This window comes from Veillonella parvula (genome assembly GCF_024461875.1).
GTDB classification, from domain to species: Bacteria; Bacillota; Negativicutes; order Veillonellales; family Veillonellaceae; genus Veillonella; species Veillonella parvula_I.
This window is the reverse complement of record NZ_JANGAL010000006.1, coordinates 69,053-91,563: the sequence shown is the minus strand read 5'-3', so window position 1 is coordinate 91,563 and position 22,511 is coordinate 69,053. Positions and strand designations below refer to the sequence as shown.

The following is a 22,511-nucleotide window of genomic DNA, read 5'->3' as shown; positions in this document are numbered from 1 at the left end:
GAGCGCCTGCCTTACAAGCAGGATGTCGGCAGTTCGATCCTGTCATCGTCCACCAAAGCAAACGGTTATCTTCGGATAGCCGTTTTTTTAGTATGTAAAAAATACATATGGTCATGTAGATAAATAAAGGAGTACAACTGTTATAGTTGTACTCCTTTTGCTGTAATGCTTATATAGTTTTATGTAAAAAATATATAGTTGCTATGGTTGTACTTTCAAAATATATAGTTAGTTATTGTTATATCTAAAAAATATAAATTTTATTATAGTTATATCTGGAAACTACATATTTAACGTGGCGCATACATGATGATATATACACCTACGAGACATACAAGGCCGCCGATGATATCGTACGTATCTGGTCGTAAGCCGTCCACAAGCCAGCCCCATAGAATAGAGAGGGCAATGAATACGCCGCCGTATGCTGCATATACCTTACCAAAGCTAGCTTCTGGTTGGAAGGTAGGGATAATACCGTATAAAAATAGTATAAATGCACCTGCGATCAGGTAAATAGGTCCTTTGTCGTCACGCATGTAGAGCCATACGAGATAGCCGCCACCGATTTCCGCAAGTCCTGCTAGTATAAAGAATAGAATAGATAAGAGCATAGTAACCTCACTGTATTCTTACTATATTAATTGAAATCTATTCTCTATTTTACAACTTAGGACAAGAGAGGGCAATTGTTTTGCATAGATAGGTCATTTGTTGTTTATAGTAAAACCCCGTACACCAAAAGGTATACGGGGTTCTAGTAGTTTTATTATAAACGTGGTGGTGATTCGCTTTGTACATAATCCATGAAGGTATGCATAGTTTCTGTTTTAGAATTATTCTTCTTAAATGCGAAGCACACTTGTAGTTTGAATGGTTTTTCTAAAGGCACAAAGCCATCGTTGATGTTTAAAGAACTTAAAATTTGGCGTGCTACGATGCAACCAGATTTATTCTTTTGACAGTAGTCGATCATTGTATATGGATTGGATAGACGGCTACCGCGGATATGTAGGTTTTGTTGACCGTTCCCAACATAGTTTTTTAATGTGCGATACATAAAGTATTTAGGTGGATACATGAGCAGTGGTTGTTGCTGGATAGCTTTTAAACTGGCTGTTTCCATACCGTTCACTAAGTTTGGTGCATAGTATACAAATTCGTCTTCTCTAAGCGCGGTGGATTCGTATGCGGACATATCCTTATTATTTGGTAAATAGAGTAATGCAATATCGATGCGGTTTTCTCGCAAGTCGAGCATCAATTCTTCTTCTTCCATATCGTAAATACTAACAGAGAATTCAGGATGGTTTTGGAAAAAGTGGGAAACGTAACCGTTTAGACGGATATCCCCAAGACTACGTAATACGCCAATATTTAGAATTGGGCGTTCAACCTTGCTAGCCAAACGAATGGATTGGATAGCGCGTTCCAATGTGTCGAGAACTTGTTCTGCTTCTGGTAGGAATAACTCACCTTCTGGTGTTAAACGGCTACCTCTTGTAGAACGGGAGATTAATTTCACACCAACTAAACGCTCTAATTTTTTCATTTGAGCGCTGAAAGCTGATTGTGTAATATTCATAGATTGTGCAGCTAATGTAAAGCTTCCTGTTTTATTATAGGTAATAAAACTTTGTAGCTCTTGCATTGTAGGTAACTCTTTCATGTTATTCCCCCAACTTAGACATAAGACTCCAATGATACCTATTACCTTACTTATTCATATTGTAGCATACTATAATTGATTTTTCATCTAAATCTATAAAATATGATGAAACATGCACAATCGATATAGTGAGTAGTATTATCGTAAAAAAGTGTAATTAAAAATTGTGATTATGCACTTATTTCAATGACTTTCACAAGTATCAATAATTGACATAACTAGATGAAAATGATATTATACTTGGGTACCATTATGTGTAGGTACAAGTTTATTTTAATCTTATGAGGTGATAATCACATGGCAACGAGAAGAGAGGCTCGATTCAAACTTTGTCGTCGCTTTGGTGTGAACGTATTCGGTCACGCAAAAGCCTTGAATCGCGTCAAAAAAGACCAACGTCAGAAGAAAATGTCTGAGTATGGCACACAATTATTAGAAAAACAAAAAGTTAAAGCTTACTACAACTTGCTAGAACGCCAGTTCGTACGCTATTATGATAAAGCGAAAAAAATGCAAGGTGTTACAGGTCAAAACATGTTGATCCTTTTGGAACAACGCCTTGATAACCTTGTATATCGCATCGGTTTCGGTAACTCCATTCGTCAAGCTCGTCAAATGGTAAACCATGGCCACATCTTGGTAAACGGTCGTCGCGTAGACATTCCTTCCTTCTCCTGCAAACCAGGCGATGTAATCGAATTACGCGAAGCATCTCGTGACAACGAAATGTTCAAAACTAACTTCCAAGAACTTCGTTCTTTCGAACTTCCTTACATTGAAAAAGACTTGGAAGGCTTCAAAGCTACTTTCACTCGTCTTCCTCAACGTGAAGAACTTCCTATCGAAGTTAACGAAACACTTATCGTCGAATTGTACTCCAAATAATTTGGCGCTATTGCCCGCAGTGCTATGCACTGCGGGTTTTTTATATATTATGTGTGTATTATTTATAAAAGGGTAAATCAAATAATTATCATAAAATCTATCTTTCTTGATTTAATCGAGTATAGCCTATTATAATAACTGTGCTTATAATTATCCCCAGTCCACATATAAAAAATATATTATGTAGCGGTAATATATTTGCTAAGTTTGTAAATATAGTTATTGATAATATTGATCCAATAGAGAAGCCTGTACTTACAGAACCGCTAGCTAATGTTAACTCTTCCTGTGAAAAAATAGATTGTATATATGCATGAACTAAAACAACGGCTGTAAATAATAATATTTCAGATATACTATATAGAATATAAAGTTGTTCTATTGTTTCTATATAGCCTATGCAAAAAATACTTCCTCCATATAGTATAAAAAGAGGGAACAAAACTTTTTTAAAACTCGTTGCTAAGTTAATGGTAAAATATTTAGCAAGAATTCCAAAAACAATGAATGATGCTGATCTAGAGATTGTTTGCGTATATCCATACTGACTATCAGTTAAATGTAAGATATCTTTAATAAATATTAATAGTAGAATCGGAATACACATATAAAATATTCTAGCTAATATACCCAAATAAACTATAAAATTAATTTTTTTATTTAGGAATAATAATTTATATCCCTTTATTAAAAGTTGAATTCGGTCGTATATGCTTTGTCTAATAGTTTTTTGGGAGATAGTTGAGTGTGATTGTATTTTTACATTTCTATTTAATCGATAAAGTAGGTAGGCTGAAATAATATAAGTAATTGCATCAATAACGAATACCATCGTTAAAGAGTAATTAATTATAACGCTAAATAATAAGGAACCACTTATCAATGCAAAACGATTAATAGACCGGAGCAGTGCATTAAATTTGACTAGATCATTTGTAATATTAGGTATAAAAGAAAGTCTAGCGATTCCTAAAATTTTATTATTAAAACCTATAAGAAAAGCTATGATATATACTAGATAAAGGTTATCTATGAAAACAAAAATTAATAATATAAAACCCGAAACTATTTCAGGAACTACCATAGACCACATTAAGCCTTTTTCTTTGACCAGTATCCCTAAAAATGGGCCTAATAACATTCCAACTAATAATGTTGCTATCGTAACTGCCCCTGTATTAAAGGGACTGTGGGTGGTATTAAATATATATGTTATAAAGCCTAGTGTTGTTGCTGTGCTTCCCATTGTTGAAAAAAATAGAGCACTATTTAAGAGAAATGAGTTTTTATTTTCTAGATTCATATTATCATCTCCTAGATTATAGAAGTACAGATATAATATGTATTGTTTTACACAATCTAAACTAAACTTTTATCAATTTCTGATATTATATATTCATAATTCTATATAAATATATAAATTTCCTGCACAATATAAAGTAATATGTAATATAAGTAGGTTTCTGCTAATGAAAGATAATAAAGGGAACTATTCATTTTTATTATTTAGAGGAGATACTAATGGATTTTATACGTGTTGAGTTAGAAGAAAAATATTTTGCAGATGTTGAGCCTTGGGAAGAGTGTATAGCTTTTAGTGTATATATAAAAAGTGGAGACTTTTCTGGTCGAGGTACATTTGTTTATACTGTAAATGAATTTAGAGAATTAATCAGTCAACTCAAATTAATATATATAACATTAGATGGAGACGTTCGTATTGCTTATGATGATTCGGATGATTATGTCCATATTATATGTAAATCATATGGACAGATAAAAGTAGAAGCTCAATTAGGAGGCAGTTGGCGTGATAATTGGGTTAAACTTCTTCTTAATACTGATCAGACCGTATTGAATGAGGTAATACAGAAATGTAATTCTATACTAAAAAAATAATTTGATGACAGCATATAACTGCTAAATTTTAATTGACACAAACCCATAAAATCTGTATACTATTTTGAGTAAGCTTTAGTCGTGTTTCCATTAGCCCCGGAAGCAAAGGACAAGCTGATTTTGGTAGAATTATGACGTTATTAGGAGGATAAGCAGCATGAAAACTACATATATGGCCAATCCGAACACAATCGAACGGAAATGGTATGTTGTTGACGCTGAAGGTAAAACTTTAGGACGCCTTGCTGCCGAAGTTGCAAAAGTTCTTCGGGGCAAAAATAAACCAACTTTCACACCACACGTAGACACTGGTGACCATGTGATCGTTGTAAACGCTGAAAAAATTCGCGTAACTGGTAAAAAATTGGAACAAAAGGAATACTTCCGTCACTCTGGTTACCCAGGTGGTTCCCGTTTCACTAAATTGTCCATGATGCTTGAAAAACAACCTGAACGTGTTGTTGAAATGGCAGTTCGTGGCATGCTTCCAAAAAACAAATTGGGTGCACAACAATACCGTAAATTAAACGTATACGCTGGTCCTGAGCATCCACATACAGCTCAAAAACCAGAAGTGTTAGAAATTTCCGTACGATAATCTAGAGGGAGGAATATATAATGGCAGTAGCACAATATTACGGCACTGGTCGTAGAAAATCTTCCGTTGCTAGAGTTCGTCTGGTACCGGGAACAGGTAAAATCACTGTTAACAAACGTGAACTTAATGATTATTTCGGTCGCCAAACTTTGGAATTGATCGTAAAACAACCTTTGAACTTGACTAACACAGTTGAACAATACGATGTTATCGCAACTGTAGCTGGTGGTGGTCCTTCCGGTCAAGCTGGTGCAATTCGTCACGGTATCTCCCGTGCGTTATTGGACGTAGATGGCGAACTTCGTCAATCTTTGAAAAAAGCTGGCTTCTTGACTCGTGACCCACGTATGAAAGAACGTAAAAAATACGGTCTTAAAAAAGCCCGCAAAGCAAGCCAATTCTCCAAACGTTAATATTTGGAATACAGGATATTACACCTGCAGACAATGTCTGCAGGTGTTTTTGCATCATATATAGTTTTTAACTTAGATTATATTTATCTTAAGTTTTAATTCATAGGATTATTTAATTCTATCATTTACACAGACATTTAATTCTCCTATAATAGAGATATAATCGAATTTTTTCGAAAATAGATTTTCATATAGGAGAACTCATATGATTTATAATACAATTCAGTACGTAGTGGACAACGGCATTGGTACTTTGACCTTTAATCGTCCAACAGTAGCCAATGGTTTTAATATCGAGATGTGCAAGGAGATCCTTGAGGTCTTAAATAAGGCTCATAATGATGAAAGTGTTCGTGCGTTGCTTATCAATGCAGAGGGGAAGGTATTCTCTGCGGGTGGCGATTTAACAGAGATGGAGCGCGCTGTAAACGAAGGGGATACTGAGTCTTTATTTGAAATCGTTGAGCTAGTAGCTGAGATTTCTATGGCTATGAAGAAGTTACCAAAACCTGTTATCATGAGCCTTCAAGGGGCTGCGGCAGGTGCTGCCTTCAATATGGCTTTAGCGGCAGATTTTGTCGTGGCGGCTAACAATGTACGTTTTATTCAAGCCTTCGTAAATGTAGGCCTTGCTCCTGATGCGGGCGGTTTATTCTTGTTGACGCGTTCTATTGGTATGAACCGTGCTATGCATATTGTCATGACTGGAGAAGCCGTATCTGCTGAAAAGGGGAAGGAACTGGGCTTTGTGTATAAGGTTTGTGAATTAGAAGATTTAGAGACAGCTACAAGACGCCTCGTTGAAAAATTGGCAAAAGGGCCTGCACAATCTTACCGCGTTATGAAGGAAATGATGTGGAATAGCTTCTTAGCAGGTTGGGAAGAGTACAAGAAGTTTGAAGTAGAAAACCAATGTAAATTAGGTCTTTCAGAGGACTTCAAAGAAGGAGTCCGTGCGTTTACAGAGCGTCGCCGTCCTAAATTTGGTCAACAATAATATTGATTTATGAATATACGGAATGGAATTTCCTGTAATTCATAAGAAAATACAAATATAATTAGAACCGATGTGGCTCCAACTATTGAGTTACATCGGTTTTGCTTTCATTACACAGAAAAAGTGTATATAATAGAACTATTGAAATAGTTTTAGGAGGTCATTATTACATGGCTCAAGATACAATTAAATGTTATGACAGCCCTAGCGATGTAGTTAAAGCATTAGCAGAGGATTTTATTGCTTTCACCAACGAGGAAATCAATCGCACTGAAACGTGTGTTGTTGGTATTACGGGCGGGACTGTTATTAATGGTTTATTAGAATTGCTTAATTCCCCAGAATATATTGAACGCCTCAATTGGGAACGCATATTCTTTGTGTGGACTGATGAGCGATTCTTGCCGCAATCTCATGAGGATAATTACTTCAATCGCGTGAAACCTTACTTGTTGTGTAAGGCGAAAGGGGCGGCTCATTTCTTGCCAATCAATACAGATTCTAAAACTGTAATAGAAGCGGCAGCGGAATACGAGAAAGAGGTTAAGAATGTTCTCAAGGCTTGTAAAAAAAGTGGTCTAGATTTGGCATTGCTCGATCTTGGTGAAGATGGTCATACAGCCGGCCTATTTGCAGGTTCTCATGCATTGCGTGTCACAGATCAAGAGGTGGTAGCCGTTGAGGATGGAAAGGTATGGGAACGTATTTCTATGACCTTTTCGTTCTTGGCAAAATCTGATGCGATTTGGTTTACCGTAACTGGTGAAAGTAAGCGAATTGCATTGACAAAGGTATTGTATCAACGCGAAGATTACGAGGATTTACCTTGGGAAAAACGAATTGGTCGTGTACTACCTGGAGCGGTGCTTTCACAAGAAGCTATGACCTGGTATGTGGACAAGGCAGCCTATGATGATGTACACTAAAGAGTATAAGTAGTAGTAAAGATAAAGGAGATACATATGGGGTCTATAGGAACACCTGAATTAATAGTTATATTAGTGATTGCTCTAGTTATCTTCGGACCTGGTAAATTGCCTGAAGTCGGTAAAGCTATTGGTAAAGGCATCAATGAGTTTAAAGATGCCATTTCGGGGCCTAAAAAGGCTGTTGATGAAACGAAAGAAGCCGTTAAGAAAGCGACTACTATCGATGTGACAGCAGGGGCTAAGAACGACGATAAACATAAAGAAGCTAACGATTAATAGGAGGTAACACTATGTGTAAAGATTGTGGTTGTGGCGAAGATAATGGCGTTGTAACAAAGGTATTTACCGTACCGGGGATGATGTGCAACAACTGTAAAGAAACAGTTGAAGGTGCATCTCTAGGTTTGCCTGGCGTATTAAGTGCAGAAGTAGATTTGCCAGAAAAGACTGCTACTGTTTCTTTTGATCCAACAAAAGCATCTGTAGAAGTTATTACAAAAGCCATTGAACGAACTGGCTTTGAAGTGGCAGGCGTTGCAGACGGTGTACAAAAACATAGTCATGGATTACTAGGCACTTTGAAACGTCTCTTCAAATAATCGAACCGATGGAGCTGTATTGAAACCTTGTTTCGATGCAGCCCTTTTTTGTTTAAAGAGGTAATATGATGATACGTAAGTTTGATGCTAAAAATTTTAAGTGGGACGGTATCGAAACCTTGGTATATAAGCAAGATGGTAGTCCTTTTAAAGATGTAACACGTCAAGTATTATACGATGGTGCTTATGATATTCCGTGTCAATTCCGCTATTTTGAATGTTTGCCAGGGGGATATTCTACCTTGGAGTATCACGATCATACGCATATGGTTATGATATTTCGCGGCAAGGGGCAAGTCTTATTGGGCGATGAAATCCACGATGTAGAAGCTGGTGATTTTATCGAAATTCCAGGCAAAACAATTCATCAGTTCCGTGCTAATAAGGGCGATTATATTGGTTTTCTTTGCTTGGTAAATCAAGACCGGGATAAGGTGAAATTATTATCCCCTGAAGAGATGGAAATGTTACGAGCAAATCCTAAAATCAAAGAATTCTTGGAAAGTTGTTGAGTCTGGTGGAGGTTCTATGAATACTTTTACACGAGCGGCCCTTACCGTTTTAGTGGGCCTCGTCATTTGGTTTTTACCTCATACAGAGGCAATCAAGCCTGAAGGTTGGCATTTATTAGCTATCTTTACGGCTACTATTGTGGGCTTTATCTTGCGACCTTGGCCAACGGGCATTATGGCTCTTTTTGGTATTGTTGTAGCCGTAGCCACTAACTCCATTACTATGGTTCAGGCACTAGGTGGCTATGCAGAGGCGAATGTGTGGCTTATCGTAGCAGCCGTATTCTTTTCACGAGGTATTATTAATTCTGGCCTTGGTAAGCGTATTGCGTACACCTTGATTCGCTCCTTTGGCACAAGCTCTTTAAAGCTTGCTTATGCTTTGGCTTGTACGGATTTGATTATTTCTCCAGCTACACCATCTAATACGGCGCGTGGTGGTGGTATCGTATTCCCCATCGTACAAAATATTTCCTTAGCATTTGACTCTGAACCATATGGTAATACGGCTCGCCGCATTGGGGCGTACTTGATGACGACGGCACATACTATTAACACCATTACAGTAACGATCTTCTTGACTGCATGTAGTGGTAACTTGCTTATTACGTCCTTAGGTGCTAAACTGTTTGGCTATGATATATCTTGGTGGGAATGGTTCCAAGCCGGTGTGATTCCTGGTGTGATTTGTATGATTTTGATGCCTTGGTTTATCTATAAAATCTATCCACCAGAAATCAAGGAAACACCAGAGGCTGCAGTAATGGCTCAAAAAGAACTAGATGCTCTTGGACCTATTACGAAGGCCGAAATTTCTGTTGCCATTATTTTTGTTCTTTGTATCTTACTTTGGGCTACAGCAATTTGGACTAAGCTTCATCCTACAGTAGTAGCGATGATGGGGGTTCTGGCGTGTGTTGTGACTGGCTCTCTTACGTGGGAGGATATTTTGGGTGAACGCACCGGTTGGGATATCCTCATCTGGATGGGTACGCTTGTAGGCATGGCTGGGCTGCTTGGCAAACTCGGTGTAGTAGCTGTCTTTGCAGATTTTGTAAGTCAACATTTAGCTGGCTTCGATTGGTTCTGGGCGTCCTTTATCATTTCTGCTACCTTTGTGTACTCTCAGTATTTCTTTGCCAGTGGCACGGCGCGTATTACAGCTTTGTTCTCCGCCTTTGCAGCCATTTTAGTGGCGATGGGGGCTCCTATTCCGTTTACGATATTGCTCTTTGGTTTGATGAACAGTCCTGGTTGTACATTGACTCACTATAGTTCGGGTGTAACACCGATCTTCTTCGGTGCTGGCTATGTGCCACAAGGTACGTGGTGGCGCGTAGGCCTTGCTATCTCTGTGGTGAGCTTCCTCATTCATTTCTGGGGCGGCACCTTTGGTATGTGGCTCTTTGGTATCCTATAATATATTTAATCCCTCACTACGGTGAGGGATTTTTCTTGTTATATCTATATTTTTTATACCTTACTAGGTTTGCTATAGTTTTTGGGTATGGTGAACTTCATAAAAAAACTATGATGAATCTATAGAATTTATTGTGAATTATCTTGCGCGGGATAATATAACGTGTTATTATTATTCCGTGATTAATATTACAGAATATTTTAGGAGGAAACATGTTAGGTTTAGTCATTAGCTTATTGATTATTGCGCTAGTCGTGATTATTAATGACATTCGAATTATGAATAACAACTTAACACGTTTTTGTCTTAGAAGTTCCGCGAATGGTTTAATATACAATCAATAAGATTTGACTATATGGTTTGTTTCTTATGTGTATATTTTCCAAGGGGTACATAGGATTATTTATGTATATAGGAATTCTGTAAACAAAAGGAATATCATTTGTAAACTTTTAAGACGATTCATTGGAATCGTCTTTTTTTATGCGTCGTGAAAGCTGTCCAAGTGGATGCTTTCAAAAGTGAGGAGATTAACATGAGTTGTAGAAGTGACAATTTGAAAACAGGCGTAGCACGTGCACCACACAGATCTTTACTAAAAGCTCTAGGTTTTGTTGATGAAGAAATGGGTAGACCCGTCATCGGTATTGCCAATTCTTTCAATGAAATCATCCCTGGTCACGTAGGCCTGAAAAATATTGTACAAGCCGTAAAAGACGGTATCCGCAACGCAGGTGGTGTGCCAATCGAGTTCAATACTATCGGTATTTGCGATGGTTTAGCAATGAACCATATCGGCATGAAATACTCCTTAGTTACACGTAATATCATTGCTGACTCCATCGAAGCTACTGCTATGGCTACACCATTCGATGCGATGGTATTCATTCCAAACTGTGATAAGGTGGTGCCAGGCATGTTGATTGCAGCTGCGCGCCTTAATATCCCATCTGTATTCGTGTCTGGTGGGGCTATGCTCGCTGGTGTACATAAAGGTAAAAAGATTGGTTTGTCCGACGTATTCGAGGCCGTAGGCAAACATCAAACTGGTGAAATGGATGATGCTGAGTTAGCTGATATCGAAAATACGGCATGTCCTACATGTGGCTCTTGCTCTGGTATGTATACAGCAAATACAATGAACTGTTTAACAGAAGCTCTCGGTATGGGCCTTCCAGGCAATGGTACAATTCCAGCGGTATATTCTGAACGTTTGCGTTTAGCTAAGTTAGCTGGTATGCAAGCGGTAGAGATATTAAAAGCAAACCTTCGCCCTAAAGATATTATGACTCGTGAAGCCTTTGAAAATGCGGTAGCTCTTGATATGGCTTTGGGCGGTTCCTCTAATACGGCGCTTCATTTACCGGCTATTGCTCACGAAGCAGGTGTACCATTATCCTTAGACGATTTTGATCGCATCGCTCAAAATACACCTCAATTATCTAAATTATCTCCATCTGGCGTATACTTCATTGAAGACTTGTACGCTGCAGGTGGTGTATCTGCCGTGTTGAAACGTTTAGCAGAAAATGGTCGCCTTCATACAGATTGCAAAACTGTTGCTCTTAAAACACAAGGTGAAATTGCAGCGGCAGCTCATGTTGTGGATGAAGATGTTATTCACCCATGGGATAATCCAGTACATGAAACTGGTGGTATCGCGGTTCTTAAAGGTAACCTTGCTGTAGATGGTTCCGTTGTAAAAGCCGGTGCCGTAGATGCAGATATGCTTGTTCACTCTGGTCCAGCAAAGGTATTCAACAGTGAAGAAGAAGCGGTTGAAGCTATTACAGGCGGTAAAATCGTGAAAGGTGATGTTGTAGTTATCCGTTACGAAGGCCCTAAAGGCGGTCCTGGTATGCGTGAAATGTTGACTCCAACATCTATGATTGCCGGTATGGGTCTAGATAAAGATGTAGCATTGTTGACAGATGGACGCTTCTCCGGTGCTACTCGTGGTGCATCCATCGGACATGTATCTCCAGAAGCAGCTGCAGGCGGTACCATTGCTATCGTTGAAAATGGTGATATTATCAACATCGATATTCCAAACGGTAAATTGGAACTAGCTGTATCTGATGATGAAATCACTCGTCGTAAAGCTGCATTGAAACCGTTCAAATCCAATGTAACTGGATATCTTAAAAAATACGCTCTTCACGTATCCTCTGCTGCACAAGGTGCTATCGAAGTATTTGAAGACTAATACTAGACTTTCATTTAATACTAACTAGAGGAGATAGTGTACATGCACAAATTATATGATTTTATGGAGGCTCGAGAGCGATTAAGCACAATCACGGTGAAAACGAAATTGCTTCACAGCGATGTGTTTTCTGACGAGTGCGAAAATGATGTATATATCAAGCCAGAAAACTTGCAAATAACAGGCTCTTTTAAGGTTCGTGGAGCTTATAATAAAATTGCAAAGCTGACAGAAGAGGAAAAGGCGCGCGGTGTTATCGCTGCGTCTGCTGGTAATCATGCACAAGGCGTGGCCCTTGCTGCGAAACGCCTTGGCATTAAAGCGACTATTGTTATGCCGAAACACACGCCTCTTATAAAGGTTAATGCAACAAAACAGTACGGCGCAGATGTCGTATTACATGGTGAGATCTATGATGAAGCTTGCCAAAAAGCGATGGAACTCCAACAAGAACATGGTTATGTGTTCGTCCATCCCTTCGATGATGAAGATGTAATTGAAGGGCAAGGGACAATTGCTCTCGAGGTTCTCGATGAACTTCCTGATGCAGATGTATTGCTTGTTCCTGTTGGGGGCGGTGGTATCGTATCTGGTATTGCGGCAGCGGCAAAGTTAAAAAATCCGCGCGTTAAGATTATCGGTGTAGAGCCTGAAGGTGCCGCAAGTGCAATCGCTGCATTAAAGGCTGATCATCCGGTACCACTCGATGAAGTAGCGACGATTGCAGATGGTACGGCAGTACGCCAAATTGGGGAAACTACATTAGAATATATCAAGCAATATGTAGATGACATTATTACTGTTTCAGACTACGAATTGATGGAAGCATTCCTGTTGCTTGTTGAAAAACATAAATTAGTAGCAGAAAATTCCGGTATTTTACCATTGGCAGGTCTTAGAAAATTGAACTGCACAGGTAAAAAGGTTGTAGCCATTGTCAGTGGAGGTAATATCGACGTACTTACCATTTCCTCTATGATTAATAAAGGTCTTGTCGTACGTGGTCGTATCTTTACTTTCTCCGTTAACCTTCCTGATAAACCAGGCCAGTTAGTGGCTGTATCTCAAATGTTAGCCGATGCAGATGCAAATGTTATTAAACTTGACCATAATCAGTTCAAAAACCTTGACCGTTTCCATGAAGTGGAATTGCAAGTAACGGTAGAAACAAATGGTGAAGAGCACATCCAACACATTATTGATACTTTCAAACATAATGGCTACATTATTAAACGTTTAAATTCCAGCGAGATATTGTCTGAATAGCTGGGTGAAAGGGTTCCTATGAGCGCAGAAACAATCAATGGGGCACGCATTGTCCTTGAAACATTGCATCGCCTTGGTGTAACCGATATGTTCGGCTATCCAGGTGGCGCGGTAATTCCAATTTATGATGAAATATATAGCTTCCCTGAAATTAAACATTACTTTGTTCGTCATGAACAAGGTGCTGCACATGCAGCAGATGGTTATGCTCGCGTATCTGGTCGCGTAGGTGTATGTCTTGCTACGTCTGGTCCTGGTGCAACGAATCTTGTAACAGGTATTATGACTGCGTACATGGATTCCGTACCTATGGTGGCCATTACAGGTCAGGTTGGCCGGCCCTTTATCGGTAAGGACTCTTTTCAAGAGGCGGATATCCAAGGTATTACGATGCCTATAACCAAGCATAACTATCTTGTTCAAGATATTCATGATTTGCCTCGCATCATTAAAGAGGCGTACTTTATTGCTGGCACAGGTCGCCCAGGCCCTGTACTTATCGATATTCCGAAGGATATTCAAACCGAGAAAATATCCATGGCGGAATACAACAAATTGTACGAAGTACCTATTCATCTTGAAGGCTATGATCCAACCTATAAAGGTCATCAAGGTCAAATCAAAAAAGCAGCTACTCTCATCAAAAATGCAAAGCGTCCACTTATCATTGCTGGGGCAGGCGTATTAAAGTCTGGTGCTATGGATGAGCTTAAAGAATTAGCTGAAAAGGCTCAAATTCCGGTGACGAATACATTAGTTGGTCTTGGTGGTTTCCCAGGAGATCACGAATTGGCTCTTGGTATGGTTGGTATGCACGGTTCTGTTGCAGCTAATAATAGTACAGATGAGGCAGATCTCGTGATTGCTGCAGGGATTCGTTTCCATGACCGCATCACAGGCCATCCAGATTTCTTCTGTAAAAAAGCTAAAATCATCCATATTGATATCGACCCAGCTGAAATTGATAAGAATGTTACAATCAATGTGCCTATCGTAGGGGATTTAAAACAGGTATTAACGGAGCTTAATGCTCTTGTAGAACCTACAACTCATGAAGCGTGGCTTGAGCAAATCCGAGAATGGCAAGCGGAATACCCTATGGTAATCCCTGAGTCTAAAAATGATGTATTGCATGCACAATATGTGTTATCTGAGCTTAATAAGATTGCCAAGGAAGATGCCATAATCGTAAGTGACGTCGGTCAACATCAAATGTGGGCGGCTCAATTCTTAACTCATAAAAAACCTCATACTATCGTTACCTCTGGCGGTGCGGGTACCATGGGGTATGGTTTGCCGGCGGCTATTGGGGCTCAAGTAGGGGCGCCTAAGAAGCAAGTTATCCTTGTTGTCGGTGATGGTGGGTTCCAAATGACTTGTGAAGAGCTCATGATGGTTCGCCAATATAATTTGCCAATCAAGATTATTATTATTAACAACGGCTATCTTGGTATGGTTCGTCAATGGCAAGAAATCTTCAATGATAGACGCTACTCCTATGTAGATTTGGAAGTGAGTCCGAACTTCGTGAAACTCGCAGATGCATTTGACTTGAAAGCAGCGCGTCTAGATAATGTTGAAACTTTCAACAAAGAATTTAAATCATACATTACATCGGATGAAAGCATTGTCTTGGATTGTCGCGTTGAACGAGAGGATAATGTATTACCAATGATTCCAGCAGGCGGCACGATAAGCGGTATGATGGGTAAGAAAGGGGTGCTATAATGGCGAAAGAACATCAAGTCTTAATCATTGCAAAAAATGCACCAGGTATTGGTACACGTATTTTGGCACTCTTTAACCGTCGTGGCTTTAACGTTACAAAAATGACATCTGGCATTACAAATCAGCCAGGTTATGCACGTATTACTATTACTGTAGAGGCCGATGACCGAATTCTCGATCAAGTGCAAAAACAAATCTACAAGCTTATCGATGTTGTTAAGGTTAAAGTGTTTGAAGATCATGATGTGGTATGCCGTGAGTTAATGCTTATCAAGGTAAAAGCATCTGCTTCCACAAGATCACAAATAGTACAGATTGCCGATGTATATCGTGGTAATGTGTTAGATATTTCTCCTACATCTATGATCATTGAAGTCATTGGTAGTGTAGAAAAATTACGTGGCTTCATTCAAATTATGGAAACTTATGGTATTCTTGAAATTGCTAAAACAGGTATCACCGCTATGAGCCGCGGAGAAAAAATGTAGGAGTTGATAACGTGGGGCGTGAATTACTCCATTATGAAAATGTCTGCTTTCGCCGTGATGGTAGATCTATTTTAGATAATGTAAATTGGCATATAGAGGACGGTGAACATTGGGCCTTATTAGGGCTTAATGGGGCTGGTAAATCAACGCTACTCAGCATGATACCTGCTTATCAAATTCCCACAACGGGTACTTTGCGTGGGTTTGGTAAGGAATTTGGTAAATATGCGTGGCCCAAAATCAAGGCTAGACTAGGATTTGTTAGCTCTGTGCTTGGACAATTTCAGTCAACCTTGGATAAACAAGTCGTTGAAGATATTGTTATTTCTGGTGCATTTAGTAGCATTGGTATATACCAAGAGGTAGCACCTGAGGTGCGTCAACGAGGTATGCAATTATTATCTGAATTTGGACTAGACTATTTGGAAGGTCATCGTTTTCGAACCTTATCTGCTGGCGAACAGCGCCGGGTATTGTTAGCGAGGTCTATTATGGCAAATCCAGAATTATTGATTTTGGATGAGCCTTGCTCTGGTTTGGACTTACCAGCGAGGGAGCAGTTTTTACGCACCGTATCTACTTTGGTAGCTGAGCAGCAGACACCGATTATCTATGTGTCACATCAAATTGAAGAGATACTACCGTTTATTACTCATGTAGCTATCTTGCGAGAGGGCAAGATGATTCATGCAGGTCCTAAACACAAGGTACTAACTGATGATATTTTATCTGATGTCTTTGGACTTTCCGTACAAGTTGTATGGAAAGATGATCGTCCATGGGTGATGGTTCGGTAGTTATCAATTTTTTTTATCAGAGGCTTAAAACTTGGCTTGCTGATACTAAATTAATGTACGCCACATCTTGCAAAAATTTGTTAGATTGTGTACAGTATATATAATCTATATTCTATTGAATATGTTTGGAGGTTGTCTAATATGGCAGGTAAAATTTTAGGTACTACAGTTTATTATGATGCAGATTGTAATTTAAGCAAATTGGAAGGCAAAAAAATTACAGTGTTAGGTTATGGTTCCCAAGGTCATGCTCATGCATTGAACTTGAAAGAAAATGGTATGGACGTAACAATTGGTCTTCGTGGTGGTTCTTCTAGCTGGAAAGCGGCTGAAGAAGCAGGTCTTACAGTAAAAGAAACTGCAGAAGCCGTTAAAGGCGCTGATATCGTTATGGTATTGATTCCAGACGAATTGCAAGCAGACGTATATGCACAAGATATTGCTCCAAACTTGAAACAAGGTGCGTACTTGGCATTTGCTCATGGCTTTAACATTCACTTTGGTAAAATCGTACCTCGTGAAGACATCAATGTATTCATGGTAGCTCCTAAAGGTCCTGGTCATTTAGTTCGTCGTACATACCAAGAAGGTTCTGGCGTTCCTTGCTTGTACGCTGTAGAAAAAGACCCATCTGGCGATACTGAAGAAGTGGCATTAGCATGGGCATCTGGTATCGGTGGTGGCCGTTCTGGTATTTTGGAAACTAACTTCAAATCCGAAACTGAAACTGACCTCTTTGGTGAACAAGCTGTATTGTGCGGTGGTGTTACTGAGTTGATAAAAACTGGCTTTGAAGTATTAACTGAAGCTGGTTATGAACCTGTTAACGCTTACTTCGAATGCTTGCATGAAATGAAATTAATCGTAGATCTTATCTACGAAGGTGGCTTCCAAAAAATGCGCCACTCCATCTCCAACACTGCTGAATACGGCGATTACCATGCAGGTCCTCGCGTAATCACTGCAGATACTAAAAAAGCTATGGAACAAATCTTGGCGGATATTCAATCTGGTAAATTTGCTGATGAATTCTTAGCAGATTCTAAAAATGGTCAAAAATTCCTTAAAGAACATCGTGAAGCAGCTGCTAATCATCCAATTGAACCAGTTGGCGCAGAACTTCGCAACTTGATGAGCTGGTTAAAATAAGAGTATTATTTAGGTAATTTCTTGTTATATACTATACTATATTTACTGAAAGCGGTCCCTGTGGGGCCGCTTTTTTATCTGCTTAAATTTTTATAGGCTTATATAGAGCTATATCGAAAAATTTGCAATAAAATATGATATAATAAAAACAATGTTTGAAAGGAGTGTAATATGGATTTTTACACATTAGCCTATGTTGAAAGTCAGGCTACGGCTGGTCAGACATGGGGATTTATTATAATTGTAGCGGTTCTATTAGCCTTACTCGTGTTGGGCGTACAAGTATTGCGCAATGGCTTTACTAGCCGCTATCGTGATTTGATGGTTATCTTGTCCTTGATTGTAGTATTTTTCTTGGGACTCGAGTATCAAGAGTATAATCGGATGAAAACCTATTCTGAGGATTCCTCTCGAATGGCTCAATTTTTACATTCTTTTAGTTCGGATCGTTCCGTACCGAGCGACCAATTGGCGGTTAACTCCTTAAAGATTCGTAATGGTATGATTTTAAAAGTAAGTGATGCTTACTATGAGGTTCAATTTAATCCAGAATTTTCAACCTATACTATTACACGTGTTTATAAGGTAAGTCCTATAGATCGAATTCATGATAAAGAGGATGCATTACCATAAGGAGGACCACATATGACAGAAGCTATGGCCGTCTATGGGATGGTCTTTACAAAACTCGCCATCGGTCTTTTGGCGATTATTCTACAAATCAATTTAATGGGTAAGGGCAATTTAGCCCCAACCTCTGCTTTAGATCAATTGCAAAACTACGTACTTGGTGGTATTATCGGTGCCATTATTTACAATGATCAAATTGGCATTTTACAGTTTATGTTAGTTCTTATTTTATGGACTATCCTCGTAATGACTCTTAAGTTTTTAAAAGGGAATCTTCGTATTTTTAAAGCAATTCTTGATGGTCATCCAGTTATAGTAATCGAAAAAGGTCATATTCTAACAGAAGAATGTATGCGTTATGGTATACAAGCGGCTGAACTTAAATTAAAACTTCGTGCTGCCGGTGTTCAATATGTTACGGATGTTAAGCGTGCCGTATTGGAGCAAAACGGTCAGCTCAACGTGGTTCAATTCGGTGAAGATAATATCCGATTTGATCTTATCGATGATGGTCAAATTAATCAGTTTATCCTCGATGTAATTGAAAAAGATAGAGAGTGGCTTGAACAAGAAATCCAAGCTCAAGGATACTCTGTTAAGGATATATATATTGCAGAATATAAAGATGGTAAAGTTGTTGTATATCCTTATGATAAAAGAGAGAGACCTAATTTAGTAAGCTCTATAAAAAATAAGACTAAGAGCAAATTAAAGCCTTAATATATAGCTTGGAATATGAAACGTATAAATCTATTAACATTTTAATAATAGATACATAGTATTTAGTTTTTATTAAGCCCACTATTCGTAGTGGGCTTATATAGAAAGGAAATTAGTGAATCGTAAAGATTTAATTGATCGATTACAAGAATTATATAAAGATGAAGACAGTCGGGTAACAGTAAATCCTCATGCAGGACAAAAAGTAGCTATCGTTTATCCGAATACATACTTTGTGGGCATGAGTAATCTTGGACTTCATATCATTTATGAGGAAATCAATTTACGAAATGATAGCGTCTGCGAACGAATCTTCTTGCCTGAGAAAAAGGAATTAGAAGCTTACGATAAGACTAAGACTCCGCTTATGAGCGTTGAAACACAAAGGCCTATGCATCAATTTGATGTAGTTGCTTTTGATGTCACCTTTGAAATGGATTATTTCCATATTCCCTTGATGTTGCGCCATGGCCGTGTACCTATCATGGGAAAAGATCGTACCGAATTTGACCCTATCGTTATTGCAGGGGGCCCTTGTGCGACCTTTAACCCTGAGCCTTTTGCCGACTTTATCGATGCTTTCATCATCGGTGAAGGGGAAGGTATCGTCAGTCGCGTACTAGATATCATTCGAGATGGAAAAATGGAAGGCTTGGATCGCCATACTATTTTACGTCAATTAGCGGATGTATCGGGCGTGTATGTACCATCCTTATATGTGCCGATTTACAGTGAAGACGGTGAATTTAAAGGCTATGATATTGCAGAAGGCGTGCCTAAGAGGATTAAACGTCACTTTGAAATGCTTACTAGCGGTGGTGAAACGGTAGTGGCTACGAATTATACTGAATTTGGCGCTATGTATATCATCGAAGTAGCCCGTGGTTGTGGTCGACACTGTCGCTTCTGTATGGCTGGGTATTGCTTCCGCGTACCGCGTGTACGTCCTTTAGACATTTTGAAAGAAGGCGTAGAGCGTGCAGAAAAGCTTGGTAAAAAGGTGGGCCTCATGGGCGCTGCTATCTCGGATTATCCTGAGGTAGATGAACTCGTTAATTATATTCGCTCTAAAGATATGCGCTATTCTTGTGCATCCTTGCGGGCTGACTCGTTAACACAAGCCGTGGTGGATGGACTAGCAGACAGTGGACAAAAGACTATTACCATTGCCCCAGAAACGGGTAGTGAACGGTTGCGTCGCGTCATTAATAAGGGTATCAGTGAAGAGCATTTACAAAATGCAGCCACCTTATCTGCAAAGTCAGGTATTCAGCATATGCGCTTATATATTATGATTGGGCTGCCAACGGAAACCGATGAAGACATTGAGGCTATTGTAGGCCTTGCGGAGAGAACACAGGCTCATATGGAAAAAGTAGGCTGTAAAGGTCGTTTGACGCTCAGTATTAATCCGTTTATTCCTAAGCCTTTTACACCATTTCAATGGATGGCCATGGATAATCAAAAAACGGTGGAGAAAAAATTACAATATATAAAGAAAGCATTGCAAAAGAATCGCCGCATTGAGGTTCTTGTAGAGTCCCCTAAAGAGGCATATATTCAAGGGGTTCTTGCTCGTGGAGATCGTCGTTTAGGTGCTGTTATTGCAGCATGTGCTGCAGATCGGGGCAGTAAATCTTTTAAGTCCGAAATGAAGGCGGCTGGCCTGGATATGGACGATATGAATTATCGTGAACGCAGTTTTGATGAATTCTTACCGTGGAGCCATTTAGATATGGGTATGCAGGAGGGTTATCTTGAAATGGAATGGCAAAGATCCCTCGATGAAGCATATACACCTCCATGTGCAGCAGGTTGTAAACGCTGCGGCGTTTGTAAATAGGAGGAACAGATGAATCAATCTGTAAAACGTATAGATGTGAAAGGTCCTCATGGTATATGGTCTTATGAGAAGCCAAGCTGGAGTGATCGATTTCCTATTGTAATGGGCGATACCTATCGTCATGGTGGCGTATCTAAAGCCCCTTATGAATCATTAAATCTAGCTTTTCATGTAGGCGATGAAGCTCAGAACGTACGAGAAAATCGAGCTATTGTTGCTGACCATTTAGGTGTAGACCCCAATCGTATTTCTTGTGGCAATCAAGTCCATGGTTTAAAGGCTGTAGAAATCACTGAAGACCTTATTGGGGCCGGTGCTTTTGGAGAAGATACGGCCATCGATGATTGTGATGCGGTATTTACAAATCTACCTCATGTGCCATTATTTCTGTTCACTGCAGATTGCGTTGGCGTAGGCATTTACGATGCCAAACATCATGCGATTGCTACGGTACATGCAGGCTGGCGTGGTGCCATTGGCCGCTTACCAGTACTTACTATTGAGGCCATGAAAGAGACTTATGGAACTGAGTTCAAAGACTGCTATATATATCTTGGACCTAGTATTGGACCAGAGTCCTTTGAAGTAGATGTAGAACTAGGCAAACGTTTTGAATTAGCCTGGAGAGATATGACAGACCGAGATGCATCTGATGTTGTCAATTATCCTGGCGACAAACTAGACAAGGCTTATATCAATTTATGGAACTTTATTGGTGAGGATCTCATTGTAAATGGCGTTCCTTCAGAGAATATCACGATTGGTGGTACCGATAGTGTAAGTGAAGTAGACTGTTATTCCTATCGTCGAGAGGCAGGTCTAACAGGTCGCATGGCCTTATTTGCGATGTTACAAGACCGATAAAATTCGACTTTCACAGGAATCATAATAAAGTATGATATTTTGAGTATATACATGCTTGGATTTGTGGAGGGAATAAGCCCTAAATCATGTACATTTGACCCTAAATACTATATAATAGAATAGTCTATACAAATATATTTGATGATTATGATATATAGATTGAAGGGGGCATTCACGTGATTGAAGAATCCCTACACGCTATACAGCAGCGCATGGCCGATGCTATGGCGCGTGTTGGTCGCGTAGATACAGCATTATTAGTGGCGGTTACAAAGAACCACCCTGTGTCGGCTGTGGAAGAGGTCGCACGGCTCGGTGTCACTCATGTAGGGGAAAATCGAGTACAAGAGGCCAAAGAAAAACAGCTAACGTATAAGGGGCCACAATTAACATGGCATTTGATTGGTCATTTACAGGTCAATAAGGTGCGCCAAGCGGTCCCTATGTTTGATTTAATTCATTCTGTAGACAGCCGTAAATTATTAGATGAAATCGAAAAGGTTGCTGCAAAGCACGATAAAATACAAGATGTATTACTGCAAGTCAATGTGGCCCGCGAAGCTTCTAAAACGGGAATGACCGTTGAGGAGTTTCCGGAAATACGAGATTATGCAAAAACATTGCCTCATGTACGCGTGCGGGGCTTGATGTGTATGGCGCCATTTTTCGATGATCCACAGGAAGCTCGTCCAATCTTTCGTGTAGCGAATGCCTTGTTTGAGGATATGAAACGCTACTTTGAAGAAGGGCAGATTCAATATTTATCTATGGGGATGACTCACGACTTTGAAGTCGCTTTGGAAGAAGGGGCTAACATCGTTCGTGTAGGCACAGCAATTTTTGGGGAACGTGTATATTATTAAGGTTCGGGTTACCTGATAATCGGAAGCGTTAATTGT

General features: G+C 39.4%; 24 protein-coding genes. 21 read left to right on the top strand and 3 right to left on the bottom strand.

Annotated elements, in window-relative coordinates; all coding sequences use genetic code 11:
- Positions 1 to 290 precede the first annotated feature (290 nt).
- Complete coding sequence (locus NE668_RS08755; RefSeq protein ID WP_008714961.1) at positions 291 to 614, bottom strand: YnfA family protein; 324 nt, start codon at positions 612 to 614, stop codon at positions 291 to 293.
- A gap of 155 nt (positions 615 to 769) precedes the next feature.
- Positions 770 to 1,669, bottom strand: a complete 900-nt coding sequence (locus tag NE668_RS08750) for a LysR family transcriptional regulator (RefSeq protein ID WP_004695178.1) — start codon at positions 1,667 to 1,669, stop codon at positions 770 to 772.
- Positions 1,670 to 1,966: 297 nt separating this feature from the next.
- On the opposite strand from NE668_RS08750, the gene rpsD reads away from it, so the two are divergent.
- Complete coding sequence (rpsD, locus tag NE668_RS08745) at positions 1,967 to 2,554, top strand: 30S ribosomal protein S4 (RefSeq protein WP_004695181.1); 588 nt, start codon at positions 1,967 to 1,969, stop codon at positions 2,552 to 2,554.
- Positions 2,555 to 2,651: 97 nt separating this feature from the next.
- On the opposite strand, the gene NE668_RS08740 is transcribed toward rpsD, so the two are convergent.
- Positions 2,652 to 3,857: an MFS transporter gene (locus NE668_RS08740; RefSeq protein WP_227037373.1), complete on the bottom strand. Its 1,206-nt coding sequence runs from the start codon at positions 3,855 to 3,857 to the stop codon at positions 2,652 to 2,654.
- Positions 3,858 to 4,075: 218 nt separating this feature from the next.
- Here NE668_RS08740 and NE668_RS08735 point away from each other — a divergent pair, with 218 nt between their 5' ends.
- From NE668_RS08735 to NE668_RS08640, 20 genes are all read left to right on the top strand, one after another.
- Positions 4,076 to 4,453, top strand: coding sequence for a WapI family immunity protein (locus NE668_RS08735; RefSeq protein WP_227037374.1), 378 nt, complete (start codon positions 4,076 to 4,078; stop codon positions 4,451 to 4,453).
- Between the two features lie 157 nt (positions 4,454 to 4,610).
- Positions 4,611 to 5,051 carry a 50S ribosomal protein L13 gene (gene rplM, locus NE668_RS08730; RefSeq protein WP_227037376.1) on the top strand — a complete coding sequence of 147 codons (441 nt, stop codon included), beginning with the start codon at positions 4,611 to 4,613 and terminating at the stop codon, positions 5,049 to 5,051.
- A 20-nt stretch (positions 5,052 to 5,071) separates the two neighbouring features.
- Positions 5,072 to 5,464 (top strand): 30S ribosomal protein S9, encoded by a 393-nt coding sequence (rpsI, locus tag NE668_RS08725; RefSeq protein ID WP_004695188.1) that lies wholly within the window; start codon positions 5,072 to 5,074, stop codon positions 5,462 to 5,464.
- Between the two features lie 205 nt (positions 5,465 to 5,669).
- Positions 5,670 to 6,461, top strand: a complete 792-nt coding sequence (fabM, locus tag NE668_RS08720; protein WP_227037377.1) for a trans-2-decenoyl-ACP isomerase — start codon at positions 5,670 to 5,672, stop codon at positions 6,459 to 6,461.
- A gap of 170 nt (positions 6,462 to 6,631) precedes the next feature.
- Positions 6,632 to 7,387, top strand: a complete 756-nt coding sequence (pgl, locus tag NE668_RS08715) for a 6-phosphogluconolactonase (RefSeq protein WP_227037380.1) — start codon at positions 6,632 to 6,634, stop codon at positions 7,385 to 7,387.
- Between the two features lie 36 nt (positions 7,388 to 7,423).
- The gene (locus NE668_RS08710) at positions 7,424 to 7,666 is read left to right on the top strand and encodes a Sec-independent protein translocase subunit TatA/TatB (protein WP_004695192.1); all 243 of its coding nucleotides are present in this window, start codon (positions 7,424 to 7,426) and stop codon (positions 7,664 to 7,666) included.
- Positions 7,667 to 7,680: 14 nt separating this feature from the next.
- Positions 7,681 to 7,989, top strand: coding sequence for a heavy-metal-associated domain-containing protein (locus NE668_RS08705; protein ID WP_021148497.1), 309 nt, complete (start codon positions 7,681 to 7,683; stop codon positions 7,987 to 7,989).
- A gap of 68 nt (positions 7,990 to 8,057) precedes the next feature.
- On the top strand, positions 8,058 to 8,501 hold the full coding sequence (locus NE668_RS08700) for a cupin domain-containing protein (RefSeq protein ID WP_004696849.1): 444 nt from the start codon (positions 8,058 to 8,060) through the stop codon (positions 8,499 to 8,501).
- Between the two features lie 16 nt (positions 8,502 to 8,517).
- Entirely contained in the window at positions 8,518 to 9,921 is a 1,404-nt protein-coding gene (locus tag NE668_RS08695) for a DASS family sodium-coupled anion symporter (RefSeq protein WP_227037383.1), read from the top strand.
- Positions 9,922 to 10,456: 535 nt separating this feature from the next.
- Positions 10,457 to 12,127, top strand: a complete 1,671-nt coding sequence (ilvD, locus tag NE668_RS08690; RefSeq protein WP_008602556.1) for a dihydroxy-acid dehydratase — start codon at positions 10,457 to 10,459, stop codon at positions 12,125 to 12,127.
- 42 nt (positions 12,128 to 12,169) lie between these two features.
- A complete protein-coding gene (gene ilvA, locus NE668_RS08685) occupies positions 12,170 to 13,393 on the top strand; it encodes a threonine ammonia-lyase (RefSeq protein ID WP_227037385.1) in 1,224 nt (407 codons plus the stop codon).
- 18 nt (positions 13,394 to 13,411) lie between these two features.
- On the top strand, positions 13,412 to 15,121 hold the full coding sequence (gene ilvB / locus NE668_RS08680; protein WP_039965267.1) for a biosynthetic-type acetolactate synthase large subunit: 1,710 nt from the start codon (positions 13,412 to 13,414) through the stop codon (positions 15,119 to 15,121).
- On the top strand, positions 15,121 to 15,609 hold the full coding sequence (gene ilvN / locus NE668_RS08675) for an acetolactate synthase small subunit (protein ID WP_004695208.1): 489 nt from the start codon (positions 15,121 to 15,123) through the stop codon (positions 15,607 to 15,609). Before ilvB ends, ilvN begins: the two co-directional genes overlap by 1 nt.
- 11 nt (positions 15,610 to 15,620) lie before the next feature.
- Positions 15,621 to 16,406 carry an ABC transporter ATP-binding protein gene (locus NE668_RS08670; protein ID WP_227037386.1) on the top strand — a complete coding sequence of 262 codons (786 nt, stop codon included), beginning with the start codon at positions 15,621 to 15,623 and terminating at the stop codon, positions 16,404 to 16,406.
- Positions 16,407 to 16,547: 141 nt separating this feature from the next.
- Positions 16,548 to 17,555, top strand: a complete 1,008-nt coding sequence (ilvC, locus tag NE668_RS08665) for a ketol-acid reductoisomerase (protein WP_004695212.1) — start codon at positions 16,548 to 16,550, stop codon at positions 17,553 to 17,555.
- 171 nt (positions 17,556 to 17,726) lie between these two features.
- Positions 17,727 to 18,188 (top strand): DUF3290 family protein, encoded by a 462-nt coding sequence (locus tag NE668_RS08660; RefSeq protein ID WP_227037387.1) that lies wholly within the window; start codon positions 17,727 to 17,729, stop codon positions 18,186 to 18,188.
- 12 nt (positions 18,189 to 18,200) lie between these two features.
- Positions 18,201 to 18,905 (top strand): DUF421 domain-containing protein, encoded by a 705-nt coding sequence (locus NE668_RS08655; RefSeq protein ID WP_227037389.1) that lies wholly within the window; start codon positions 18,201 to 18,203, stop codon positions 18,903 to 18,905.
- Between the two features lie 115 nt (positions 18,906 to 19,020).
- Positions 19,021 to 20,748 (top strand): TIGR03960 family B12-binding radical SAM protein, encoded by a 1,728-nt coding sequence (locus NE668_RS08650; protein WP_227037390.1) that lies wholly within the window; start codon positions 19,021 to 19,023, stop codon positions 20,746 to 20,748.
- 9 nt (positions 20,749 to 20,757) lie between these two features.
- A complete protein-coding gene (locus NE668_RS08645) occupies positions 20,758 to 21,612 on the top strand; it encodes a purine nucleoside phosphorylase YfiH/LACC1 family protein (protein ID WP_227037392.1) in 855 nt (284 codons plus the stop codon).
- A gap of 176 nt (positions 21,613 to 21,788) precedes the next feature.
- Entirely contained in the window at positions 21,789 to 22,475 is a 687-nt protein-coding gene (locus tag NE668_RS08640; protein ID WP_004695221.1) for a YggS family pyridoxal phosphate-dependent enzyme, read from the top strand.
- Positions 22,476 to 22,511 lie beyond the last annotated feature (36 nt).